Below are 12,336 nucleotides of genomic sequence, written 5' to 3' on the forward strand. Positions count from 1 at the left end.
CCAGCGACTGGGCCGTCGCCCAGTACGGCGGCTTCGCGATCCCGCGGATCGGCAGGCAAGCACCGGCCACCTTCCTGGGAGGCGAGCCCGACCAGCCGCTGATCAGCGGCTGCCTGTAGCACAAGGAAAACACCGTCCCGTACGCCCTGCCGACGAACAAGACCCGCAGCACCTTCAAGACCCTTAGTTCGATGGGTGGCGGCGGCTACAACGAACTGCGCATCGAAGACAAGAAAGGTCAGGAACAGATCTACCTGCACGCCCAGCGCGACTGGGACGAAAATATCGAGCACGACCAGAAAATTCGGGTCGGCAACGAACGCCACGACACCGTCGAAAAGAACAGCTACAGCGAGTTCAAGGCCGAAGAACACCACACCGTCTACGCCGACCGCAAAGTTGAAGCGCGCGCCAACGACCACCTGACCGTGGGCGTGAACCAGCACATCAAGATCGGCACCGGCCAGTTCATCGACGCGGGGCAGGAAATCCACCTGAGCAGCGGCATGAAAGTGGTACTGGAGGCTGGGGCTGAACTGACACTGGTGGGCGGTGGCAGCTTCATCAAACTCGATGCCGGCGGCGTGACCCTGAGCGGGCCGGTGATCAACATCAACTCCGGCGGTGGGCCGGGCAGCGGCACGGGGGCGGCGCCGTTGTTGCCGGGGCCGTTGAAGCAGGCGGATGCGGATAAGGCCGGGCAGGTCGTGAAACCCTCCCTTGGCGCATTCAAGGTTCAATCCAAAGCGGGCGTGTTGCTGCCAACACCTTCGTGTCATCTGGATGCCACAGGTTGCTGCCCTATCCATCAGGCGGGTGCGACCGCATGATTGCTTCTACTGAGTCGCCCTTCGGCCAGGGGGCAGCAACCGGCGTCATGGTTCTGATTCTGGATCGCAGTTTTGATCCGGATCTGCTGAGTCACCTGTTTCAGGGTGAAGAACAACTGCGACCCGACTGCATTCCGCTTTTTACCAACACCCCCTATACCGATCTGCAGCCTGCCGGACCTTACGCCGTCATGTACCGGGCGAACCCATCAACCGTGAGCTATGCCAGCACGTTGCTGGAGCAGTGCGACGCAGGATGTGTCGCCTGGCTGGACAGTGCCGGCGTGCTGGATCAGGGGTTGGAACACTGGCGCAGCCTGCTGACCGTACGAACCGATGAAAACCCGCAGCAAATGATGCGTTTTTATGATCCGCGCTGGTTGGAGCCTTTGCTGCTTTCGCTCAGCGAGACCGAGAAAGCCCAGTTCATTGGCCCTTTTAGTGGCCTCGCGTGGAAAAACGAGATCGGCTGGCGACACTACGCCAAGTCGCCGCAAAGTCCGACGACTGCCATCCAGCCACCGGCCTGGTTGTACCTGACCACCGAGCGTCAGACGTTGATCGAGCAAAACCGGCTATACGTCATAGCGACTCGCTTCGCCGCCGACTACCACGAAGTTCTCCCCACAGACGACTCCGTCGACTTCGTTCACCGCCAACTGCTGGCAGGTCAAGACCGGGGTTATGAACAAATGGCCGATCAGGAGCGCTGGCTTCGGTTAGCCCTCCAGCGTGGGGATCGCTTCTGGGAGCAGGCACCCGCGGCCGACTTGCTGGCACGTGACGACATCGCACTGGGCGACAAGCTGACTCAACTGGAAAGTCTGTGAATCACAAGGACGACGAGCAATGAGCAACACTTACACCGTTAAGAGCGGCGACACTCTTGGCAGCATTGCCGCCGCCAACAAGTGCTCCGTTGCAGATCTACGGGCATTGAACCCGATCATTACCGACCCCAACCACATCAAGAGCGGCTGGGTGTTGAAGCTGCCTGCCGCTTCCGCAAAAGCAATGCCGCCGCCCAAACATGCAGACAACCAGAGCACGACCGCTGTCAAAGGCGCCGTCGAGTGCAAGGATGAACTGGTCGAAATCATCCACATTACCGGCGAAGAACACTTCTACCTGCTGACAGAAAAAGAGTCGAACGCGCTCAAGCAGCAGTCCGACCTCGTCAAAAAACTCATGGATGAGCTGCACCAGAATCTGGCCAGCGCCACTGAAGCCAACAAGTGCACCAAGAGCAAAAGCCCTCAAGCTGCTTGCTCGTGCACGAGTTGCGTTAAAGACAAGTGGAACGCCAAAGCCGAAGAAGCCGGACTGTTACAACGATCCCCTCCTGTGGTGGAAAAGCCTAAAGCCGTCATCGAGCGCAAGGAAGACCTGCAGGGCCAACTGGCAACCGTGCAACAGGCCCGTGACTGGTATAACCGCTACACGCCAAAAGCCGCGTTCGAAGGCAACTATCTGGAGAGCAACTGGAAAGGCCTGCAAGCCAAAAAAGTCGCGGAGCTCAATGCCGAGATTCAATCATTGCGCACCCGAATTGCGGCACAAGGCAAGGCCGAGGCCGGCGACAGCTCCACCAGCGCCAACGGTGCGGCGCCGGACATCAAACACGGCAAGGGAAAAGCCTCCGATACCCAGAAAGGAAAGCAGGTAAAAACCGGCATCACCACGGTCGAATACATTTCCTTCCGTGATCCGACACGCCGTCATTACATACCGATACGCACTCGCCAACAGTTCACCTGGAACGTCAAGGTTCCTACCACAGTGATGCAAGGCAAGCCTTTCGATAAGAATCTCGCCAAAGATCTGATCAAGGACATCAGAACAGCGGTATCCGATGGCCGCAAAACCAGCCCCCTCGGCAGCCTCGAAGCCAAGCTCACCTCGTGGACAAGCAAGGACGACAACCTGCTCAACGCCTTGCACAAAGAGTGTTCCTGGACCTCCAACGAAGCGGACTCCGCGCAATATGCGGTATCCGCTGAAGCCCACGCGTTTCGTTTCGCGGCAACAGCCAGCGCCGGGATCAACAGTTGGGAACCGGGCAAAGGCAACATCGAAGTCGGTGTCAAAGGCAGCGCCGCGATCTCATTGGCCGAAGGCTCGGTCGCACTCAAGAGCTTCTTCCCCGACCAGGGCGGCTACGTGGTACGCATGCCTTACCGCAACGCTGAAGGCAAGGAAGTCGTCAGCGATATCGGTATCTTCCGACTCGACGGCAAAGTGGAACTGTCGTGTTTTCTTGGCGCAACGGCCCAAGGTCAGGCCGGTGTCAAAGCCCAATACAAACCGAAGGAGGCGGAAGCCTCCGGCGCAACCGCGTTGCTAAGCACACCCGACATTGCTGTCGACAAAAAACGCGGTGGCAGCCTGGGCGTGAAAGGTAACGCTTTCGCCGGCGTGCAAGGCGGCGGCACCGTGACCGGAACATTGAAATGGCTTGATTCGACCAAACAAGGGGTGGGCAAGATCACTGCCGGACAGGCGAATGACAGCGGGAGTACGGATTGGTCGAGCCTGGTGGAAATCAAGGCGGAAGGGAACGCGGCACTGGGTATTGGGGCGGGTTTTGATTTTGGGATTGAAATTCGCGCGGATCGTTTGGCGATCAACTGTAAAGCCAGTCTGGTGTTTGGTCCTGGAGCGGGAGGTGGGTTCGGTACCTCGGTGGACATCGAAAAAATTGGTGATCTGATCTATGTGTTTTGCAATGCGTTGTCGAAAGCGGACTTTCATTATCAGCTAGCAGTAACGAAAGATGCTTTCAACTATATGGCAGCAGGTCTATTTAAAATCGCAACAAACCCAGGACAATCCGTTACAGAAGCGTTTGAAGGTGGCTTTAACAAGATGTCGTTGTGGTGGAAGAGACGCGAAGCAACAAAACAGGAAGCCCAACACCTCGCAAAATACCTGCTCAGCAATCAATCAATTAACGTAAACAAAAAAACCATACCTCTACAGATGCTTCCACCCGAAACGACGGGCCCTATGCTTCATCTATTAACTGAAAGCTTTGTGGAGTCTTGGGCCGAGGATCAAGAGAAAGCCATTGTCCTATTGCTCTCTCACATTCGCACTTGGAAACACTTCACCGAAGTTCTAGAGCACTGCTCTAAAGACGGAAGCAAAGTTAACGCCATGGATAGCCTCGAACGCCTAAACTCTTTACTAGACGGAGCAGAACAACAACAATTCAACCGTTTCGTCGAAGCGTTAGCCATCAACATCGACCCGTCGGCGCGAGAATATGGAGCAATCGCGTGGACTCCGGGTTTAGCTTGGCGCAAAGAGCAAACTCTAATGGCAGCCAAACGTAGCAGCCATTTTGACGGCCTAGCTTGAACAAAGGTGCCGATGGCGCCTTTGCCTTAAATATCAATTAAGTGGATTTTCTGTTTGAATCGCACAGCGGAATCCTGTTCCAGGATAGTAGGCGTCCTGGTTTGGATTATCAGGCCAACGTCGTACTAAAGGTGCTGCTGACAAAGGCGCTTCTGGATAATTGGAGCCTCGTTTTACTTTTTGCGTCCCTGACATCGGCCCTTGCGGATTATCTACGGGAGATTTTTTATAATAATCTTTTTCGTACCAATCATTTACCCAGTCCGTTGCATTACCGGACAAGTTGTATAGACCTAGAGGACTTGGTGGAAATCGGTCAACCACAAATGTCTCTCCCTCTCCCTCAACCGGAAAGTTTTTACCTAGAATCAAGTTCCCATCATTGGTTGGAAATAGTATATGCATGCCTCGATTACGCGCAGAAAACTCCCACTGAGCCTCAGTTGGAAGGTCAACTGGAAAGCCACTTAAGCCACCTATCCACTTACAAAAATCTTTGGCTTCTTGCCATCGCTTAGTAGGGGCAGGCAATCTCGGAGCGTACATATTTTTTAGATCCGATCTCCCACGATACTCCGCATCAAAGAGTTCTTTATTTTGCGCTACGAAGAATAAATCAAACTCACCAATAGTAGTTTGATATTTAGAAATATAGTAAGAACTCAATTTAACCGGATGCACAAAATCATCATCACCATCACGACTGATATTACAAAGCTGCTCCGGCTCTTGCCCGCAAGGCCAGGCACAAACATCCTTTTCGTCATATTCACAAGCCCAGCCGAAATCCCCCATATCAAACTGGCCGCCCTCGACAAACACCATGTTATCGATCGACTGCACAACCGTACTCAGCACTTTGTCACGCAGTTCACTCGAGAGGCTCGGGTATTTCGCCTTGATCGTTGCCGCGATGGACGCCACCTTTTCCGGAGACAGGCTTTTACTGCTGGGCAATGAGCTGGATTCGGCCTCACAACCTACCAACAGCATCATGAAAGGAAGGGCAAGTAAAGACTGACGAAACACGAGCAATATCCTTATAAGGTGCGCCAAAGGGTAAACCATACCACTCCTCGCCAAGACTGCAAAATACCTGATCACGCTTATCAGAGGTTTCTTGCTGACCAAGGGCACGACCGATCATTCGTAGCGGGTTTACTACCTTTTCCCTGCTCCGACTCAGGCTTTATAAAATAAATCGGTCACCTTTATCCTGTCCATGAGACTAAAGCGGCTCACTCTGTTGCACCGCACATCTAAAACTCATAGTACTTGAATGATACTTATGCATTAATTCCGCTGACCAACGACGAACAAGTGGCGCCGCAGATAATGGTGCATCTGAAATATTAGAACCCCGTCTAACTTTTAATTGACCAGAATATGGCCCTTGAGGATTTTCAAGAGGAGAAACTTTGTAATAGTCCTCTGCATACCAATCATTTACCCAATCAGTTGAATTACCTGCAAGTCCGTATAAACCCAAAGGATTAGGTGCAAAGCGGCTCACAGGGTGGCTTTGACTTTCGTTTTCAATAGGAAAACTTTTGCCATAATCTAAACTTCCTGTGTCGGTTGGAAACAGAATATGTTGCCCGCGGTTACGGGCCGCAAACTCCCACTGAGCCTCTGTAGGCAAATCTACTTCGTAACCGCTTAGCGATCCAATCCAAGCACAGTAATCTTTCGCCTCTTGCCAGCCTTGGGTGGGTGCTGGAAGATTAGGTAAATACTCACTTTTCAAGTCTTCGCGCTTTCGCTCCTCTTCATCATACAGTGGCTTGCCATTAGCCACGAAAAAAATATCAAAATCCCCCAAAATAGCTTGATATTTCGAAAGATAATAGCTACTTAACTTTACCGGGTGGACGAAATCATCATCCCCGTTTCCACTAATATTACAAAGCTGCTCCGGTTCCTGGCCACAAGGCCAGGTACAAACATTTTTCTCATCGTATTCGCAGATCCAGCCGAAATCCCCCATATCAAACTGGCCGCCCTCGACAAACACCATATTATCGATCGAATGAACAACCGTATTCAGTACTTTGCCACGCAGTTCGCTCGAAAGATCCGGGTATTTCGCCTTGATCGTTGCCGCGATGGATGCCACTTTTTCCGGAGACATGCTTTTACTGCTGGGCAATGAGCCGGATTCGACCTCACAACCTACCAACAGCATCATGAAAGGAAGGGCAAATAAAGACTGACGAAACACGAGCAATATCCTTATAAGGTGCGCCAAAGGGTAAACCATACTACCCCTCGCCAAGACTGCAAAACACCTGATCACGCTTATCAGCGGTTTCTTGCTGACCAAGGGCATGACCGACAATCCTAGCGGGTTTACTACCTTTTCCCTGCTACGACTCAGGCTTTATAAAATAAATCGGTCACCTTTCTCCTAAAACTACAGAGGGTTATCTGTTTGTACTGCGCACCGAAAGCTCGTATCGCTTGTATGATATTTCTGTGGAGAGTTTGCAGCCCAACGACGAATCATTGGAGCAGCAGATAATGGAGCTTCTAAAATAGTAGAACCACGTCTAATTCTTTGAGTACCGGACTCTGGACCTTGTGGATTTTCATGAGGAGAATTTTTGTAATAGTCTTTTCCGTACCAGTCACTAACCCAATCAGTTGAGTTACCAGAAAGACCATATATCCCCAGAGCGTTAGGTGCGAAGCGATCAACCGGGAAATTATTTTCCTCATCCTCGACAGGAAAGTTCTTTCCAAAAGCTAAACTTCCAGTATCTGTAGGAAATAAGAAATGTTGCCCACGACTGCGAGCAGCGTACTCCCACTGCGCCTCGGTTGGAAGTCTCACTGGATAACCACTAAGGTCACCCAGCCATTGACAATAGTCGTTAGCCTCCTGCCAGTCTTGCGTCGGGGCAGGCAAATCTGGCTGATAAAGAAACTTTAAATCCTCACGCTCTCGATACTTCTGATCAAACAGCGGCTTCTTGTTCACAACAAAGAACAGGTCAAAATCTCTCAAAGTAGCTTGAAACTTAGAAATATAATATCCGCTCAATCTTACCGAGTGCACAAAATCATCATTGCCATTCGGACTAATATTACAAAGCTGCTCCGGCTCCTGCCCGCAAGGCCACGTACAAACATCTTTCTCATCGTATTCACAGATCCAGCCGAAATCGCCCATATCAAACTGGCCACCCTCGACAAACACCATATTATCGATCGACTGTACAACCGTATTCAGCACTTGGCCACGCAGTTCGCTCGAAAGATCCGGGTATTTCGTCTTAACCTTTACCGCGATGGACGCCACCTTTTCCGGAGACAGGCTTTTACTGGTTGGCAATGGGCCAGAATCGGCGTCGCAACCTACCAACAGCATAATGAAAGGAATACCAATTAAAAACCGACCCGACACGAGCAATATCCTTATAAGGGAAGTCAAAGGGCAAAAAACAATCAGCCATAGCGGAATTACCTTCTTTTTCTGCTCCGACCCAGGCCGTATAAAATAAATCCGTCACCTTAATTGTTACCCTAAAGGCGCCTTCACCATCTAGCATTAAAGCGGCTCACCTGACTGAATAGCACATCTAAAACTTGTATCGCTTGAATGATACTTCTGCACCATTTTATCTGGCCATCTACGTATTAGTGGAGCAGCTGATAGAGGAGCATCCGAAGTAGTTGAGCCTCTTCTAATTTTTTGCTCACCAGAACTCGGACCTTGAGGATCATCCAATGGAGAAGCTTTGTAATAGTTTTCGGAATACCAATCTTTCACCCAATCTGTTGAGTTTCCAGATAACCCATAGATACCCAAATGGTTAGGCGGAAATCGATCAACAGGAAAACTATCTTCTTCATCTTCAACCGGAAAGTTTTTACCATAATCTAAACTACCAGTATTCGTTGGAAACAATATGTGCTGCCCACGACTGCGCGCGGCATATTCCCACTGAGCCTCAGTAGGCAAGTCCACTGCATAACCACTGAGTTTGCCGATCCATTGACAATAATCGGATGCCTCCTGCCAACTTTTAGTTGGCGCAGGCAAGCTAGACTGATAGCGATACTTTAAATCCTCACGTACTCGAAATTCCTCATCATAGAGTGGTTTTCCATTAGCAACGAAAAAAATATCAAAATCCCCCAAAGAAGCTTGATATTTCGAAAGATAATAGCCACTCAAATTTACCGGATGGACGAAATCATCATCTCCGTTCCTACTAATATTACAAAGCTCCTCCGGCTCCTGCCCGCAAGGCCAGGTACAAACATCTTTCTCATCGTATTCGCAGATCCAGCCGAAATCGCCCATATCAAACTGGCCACCTTCGACAAACACCATATTATCGATCGACTGCACAACCGTATTCAGCACTTGGCCACGCAGTTCGCTCGAAAGATTCGGGTACTTCGCCTTGATCGTTGCCGCGATGGACGCGACCTTTTCCGCAGACAGGCTTTTACTGCTGGGCAACGGGCCAGATTCGCCGTCGCAACCCACCAACAGCGTAATGAAAGAAAGACCCAGTAAAAACCGACGTGACACGAGCAATATCCTTATAAGGTACGTGAAAGGGCAAACCTTACCCCTATGCGAAAACTAAAAACCTCATCATCTTTCACCCCAGCTCTGTCCCACTTATCGCATTCTTGGTGGCTTAAAGGTCGGACCAATTTCCAGTTTGGGCTCCGGTTTTAAACTCATGGTTTTCTCAACAAACTCCCTGGCATCCATTGCCACGCTCTGCCCGTCCAGGGTGGCAACCACCATTGCGCCTTCCCAGCCCCCACCCCTTGACCGCATGACCATCAATCTTTTCATGTAATCAAACAGCGCTTTAGGCTGCACGTAGCCTAGCTGGTCATCATTTTGAATAAGGATAGGTTTTGTCTTTTCAGGACCATACTGGCGACCCTCAAGCACAAGATCACTGGTGTCTTTTTCCACGTGCCCGTAAACGAACCAGTGCCCAAGGCTTCCTGGGCAAATATTATTGCTAATAGCCGCCAACCAGGCTTTGTGAAACGTCTGTCCCGCAGGCACCGCACCTTTCGCGTAGTACTTGAGGACTTCGTCCTTGATATTGGCTTTCTCACGTTTGAACTCAATCAGCCGGGCCCGGCCATCTTTGCTTTCGTTCATCAGATCGCCAAAGAACTTTTCGGCGTCACCGGCCAGCGGTGCGGCCAGTGCATCCAAAGGCAAAATCTTCCTAACGAAGAAGTATTCAACTGTCTTTTCCCACCAGAGCATTTCAGTTGCCATTTTAGTGCCTATTTTTATTGATTGGTTAATGCCCCTCGCAATATCCACGCTGATCCAGGGCTACGGTGAACTGATCAAATCAAGGCCAACCTCATACTTGACCACTACCCGGTTGCAATACAGTCGTTCGCGCTTCACCAATTCCCCGACCTGCCCCTTGTTGCGCACTTCCCGCCAGATCTCATTCTCGCGATAGACGCGCCCGGCCTCGCGGACGAACCGGTGCGCTTCCTGAAACACGTGATAACGGTATGGCCGTACTTGATCGCACAACAACTCGCCTTCGAGTTGCGTATCGCCCACCTGCAGTTTCAGCTGAAAGCTGCGATCCGTCGGGTTGTGCAGCACCAGATCAATGTAGTTGTAGAAGATCGCCGCCCCGGAGCCGAACGGCAGCACCCGCCCCTCATCGGGGAACGGGTCGAAGCTGTGATTGGAGCGTTCTACCACCACCAGCGGTGAATGAATGGCCATCCAGTGAATCAGGTTGCTCAACTGGCAGATCCCGCCGCCGACGCCGGTTCGCGCCTCGCCGAAGGACAACTCCATTCCTTCCACGTAACCGCGCTTGCGCGTTGGCCGGCCGACGAGGCGGCAGAAGGAGAAGTATTCGCCGGGGCCGATCACCACGCCGTCGATGGCGGCGACTGCGAGTTTGAGGTTGATGACTTTGTTGTGTTGCAGGGCGAGGTCGGAGTCGCCGAGTTTGCGGATTAGTTTCGAGGTGTGTTTCAGGTAACGAAACGTCAGTCGATTCGCCTCGGCTGCAGGCCGGGCGTAGCGCTTGCGCGAGCAATGCCAGGCAATTCGGCGGAACAGTCTTTTTTGCCACACGCGCAGCCAGTACAGGGCCGGGTGGTAGAGGGATAGTGGTTTCATCCGTGACACAAACGGCGATGCCGTTCTCTTCCTTGAACCGTGAAAGGGGCGCGCATTCTAGCGTGTAACCCGCCGCTGCACAGCGCCCCTGCGCAACACCGCCACCTTTTGACGAGTCTCACCCCGAAACAACTCAGCCAGCCAGCAGCTCGCGAAATTAAGTTTCGCCTAAGGTTGCGTCGCTACCCTCCCGCAGCAAGAAACCATCGCCCCCGAACTGCGGATGAGCCCTGCTAAATGAGTGAATTTGATTTACCAGCCGTGCAACAACCGAACTTCAGTCTTGTATTGGTAAATTACAAAACCCCGGACATTACTAAAATGTGCCTGGAGCTTTTGCGCGATCACGTCAAGGAACAGCGGATCCCGGTGTGGGTAGTGGACAATGACTCTGCGGATGAAAGTGTCGAGTACTTGCGCTCGCTGGACTGGATCAATCTGATCGAACGACCTGCTCCGACAAAGGAAGCCGGACATATTGCTCATGGCAAGGCACTGGACCTGGCACTGGAAAAAGTCCAGACCGACTACCTGTTTCTATTGCACACCGACACCTTCGTTTACGACAAGGATGTGTTTGCAATGATGATGAACGAGTGCACGAAAACACCGGACATGGCAGCAGTCGGTTGTGTCGAACAACTCAATCGAGGTGTATTGCGCGACACGTGGCGACTAACTTCGCGGTTTTGCAAGCACTATGTGCGACGCGTAAAAACACAGTTGGGTTTGCGTTCAAAACAACCGAGGCCCTATAAGGAAACTCACCTGAAGAGTTTCTGCACATTGTGGAATGTCCGATTGATGAAGTCCCGGGGACTGCACTTCTGCATGGATGATCGCGTGCCCGGCTACACCCTGCAGGACCGCATGGTTGCCTTGGGCCATGGCATCAAGTTCCTGTCGCCACGGAAGATTTTCCGCTATCTCGATCACATTCAGGCCGGCACCGTTGCCGCGGCGGGCACTTACGGAAAAGATCACCGGCGCACCAAAATGTATCAGGCATCGCTCAAACGCTTTCAGGCGCAGCGAAGCTAAAACAGCTAAACACTGCGGTTTAATTCCGGCGGCAATAAAAAAGGGCGACTTGAAAGTCGCCCTTTTTTATCTGAAATTGTATACATCCGCTCCGGGGAGGTGTTCGCCCAGTGTAATGGCCTGGCAATCCATGCACCGGTAAAGAGCCCTGACACTGGGCGAACGGGGAGGATTTTAATGGAAGTTGGCGCTTATGTCGTTAGGCACAATCATGAAATTTATGTACTAGAAAGTTAAAAAGTGTGTCTTGCCGATATTTACCGACAAACTTCCTATCTACACTTTTTATATGACTGCTCTCATACATCAACCTGTACAAGAACAGTCAATCTGTAGAGTTAATACTCAGCTTTCATGCTGACTGGTCACTTTTAAGATATCGGTGTAAGTGACAATGACGCTTTGTCCTACTTTCAGATCCTTCAGTTTGGCTTGAATCTCAGGCCGTTTGACGTCAAGAGTCTTTGATCGACCTTCCGGGTTCTCCAGAGTCACTTGATTTTTCGTCGTATCAATTTTGGTGATTTTCAGTTGTACCTGAACCTGACGGAATCCCTCGCCACCGGGGTTATCGCTGCCAACGGCGTTGCGCAGTTCGCCGGTGCGCTCGGTGGACCCAGGCAGACCTTTATCCACATCGGTGTCGAGGTAAGCCGCGACGGAACGCTGGACGGTGATATCTACCTTGTCGCCGACCTTGAGATTGGCGAGGTTTTTCGCCTTGTCGGTGAGCTGAACGTGCACCGGTTCGCCTTCGCTGCCTTCCAGAACGACTTGATGATTGGCAGCATCGACGGAGACTACTTTAGTGGTGACATGATCCTGCTCAACGGTCGCGGACAATGGAATATCGGCGGCAAGCGCGGCGAAGCTGGTAGCGGACAGAACAGTTGCGAGGGTGATGGCCTTGGCCAGTGCTTGAAGCTTCATAAGCGATACTTTCCCTGTGATGAGTGGCAGCAC

General features: G+C 51.6%; 10 protein-coding genes and 1 pseudogene. 4 read left to right on the forward strand and 7 right to left on the reverse strand.

The features are described 5' to 3' along the window. From F2P67_RS25290 to F2P67_RS25300, 3 genes and pseudogenes are all read left to right on the forward strand, one after another. A pseudogene (locus F2P67_RS25290) lies at positions 1 to 830 on the forward strand (bacteriophage T4 gp5 trimerisation domain-containing protein); the annotation flags it as partial. Beyond that, positions 827 to 1,660, forward strand: a complete 834-nt coding sequence (locus F2P67_RS25295) for a DUF4123 domain-containing protein (RefSeq protein WP_166225276.1) — start codon at positions 827 to 829, stop codon at positions 1,658 to 1,660. The pseudogene F2P67_RS25290 and the gene F2P67_RS25295, both read left to right, overlap by 4 nt. Positions 1,661 to 1,679: 19 nt before the next feature. Next, a complete protein-coding gene (locus F2P67_RS25300) occupies positions 1,680 to 4,190 on the forward strand; it encodes a LysM peptidoglycan-binding domain-containing protein (protein WP_166225279.1) in 2,511 nt (836 codons plus the stop codon). A gap of 33 nt (positions 4,191 to 4,223) precedes the next feature. Here F2P67_RS25300 and F2P67_RS25305 read toward each other — a convergent pair whose 3' ends face one another. The 6 genes from F2P67_RS25305 to F2P67_RS25330 form a co-directional block, all read right to left on the reverse strand. Further along, positions 4,224 to 5,219, reverse strand: a complete 996-nt coding sequence (locus tag F2P67_RS25305; RefSeq protein ID WP_343045179.1) for a formylglycine-generating enzyme family protein — start codon at positions 5,217 to 5,219, stop codon at positions 4,224 to 4,226. A 199-nt stretch (positions 5,220 to 5,418) separates the two neighbouring features. Continuing rightward, positions 5,419 to 6,411, reverse strand: a complete 993-nt coding sequence (locus F2P67_RS25310) for a formylglycine-generating enzyme family protein (RefSeq protein ID WP_343045180.1) — start codon at positions 6,409 to 6,411, stop codon at positions 5,419 to 5,421. A gap of 192 nt (positions 6,412 to 6,603) precedes the next feature. After that, positions 6,604 to 7,596, reverse strand: a complete 993-nt coding sequence (locus F2P67_RS25315) for an SUMF1/EgtB/PvdO family nonheme iron enzyme (protein ID WP_166225285.1) — start codon at positions 7,594 to 7,596, stop codon at positions 6,604 to 6,606. Positions 7,597 to 7,740: 144 nt separating this feature from the next. Beyond that, positions 7,741 to 8,733 carry an SUMF1/EgtB/PvdO family nonheme iron enzyme gene (locus F2P67_RS25320; protein ID WP_178120960.1) on the reverse strand — a complete coding sequence of 331 codons (993 nt, stop codon included), beginning with the start codon at positions 8,731 to 8,733 and terminating at the stop codon, positions 7,741 to 7,743. 93 nt (positions 8,734 to 8,826) lie between these two features. Continuing rightward, on the reverse strand, positions 8,827 to 9,453 hold the full coding sequence (locus F2P67_RS25325) for a hypothetical protein (RefSeq protein WP_166225287.1): 627 nt from the start codon (positions 9,451 to 9,453) through the stop codon (positions 8,827 to 8,829). Between the two features lie 60 nt (positions 9,454 to 9,513). After that, positions 9,514 to 10,332, reverse strand: a complete 819-nt coding sequence (locus F2P67_RS25330) for a VanW family protein (protein WP_166225290.1) — start codon at positions 10,330 to 10,332, stop codon at positions 9,514 to 9,516. A gap of 237 nt (positions 10,333 to 10,569) precedes the next feature. On the opposite strand from F2P67_RS25330, the gene F2P67_RS25335 reads away from it, so the two are divergent. After that, a complete protein-coding gene (locus tag F2P67_RS25335) occupies positions 10,570 to 11,373 on the forward strand; it encodes a glycosyltransferase family 2 protein (RefSeq protein ID WP_166225293.1) in 804 nt (267 codons plus the stop codon). A gap of 345 nt (positions 11,374 to 11,718) precedes the next feature. On the opposite strand, the gene F2P67_RS25340 is transcribed toward F2P67_RS25335, so the two are convergent. Beyond that, positions 11,719 to 12,303: a hypothetical protein gene (locus F2P67_RS25340; RefSeq protein WP_166225296.1), complete on the reverse strand. Its 585-nt coding sequence runs from the start codon at positions 12,301 to 12,303 to the stop codon at positions 11,719 to 11,721. Between the last annotated feature and the right edge of the window lie 33 nt (positions 12,304 to 12,336).

The sequence above is a fragment of the Pseudomonas atagonensis genome (assembly GCF_011369485.1).
GTDB classification, from domain to species: domain Bacteria; phylum Pseudomonadota; class Gammaproteobacteria; order Pseudomonadales; family Pseudomonadaceae; genus Aquipseudomonas; species Aquipseudomonas atagonensis.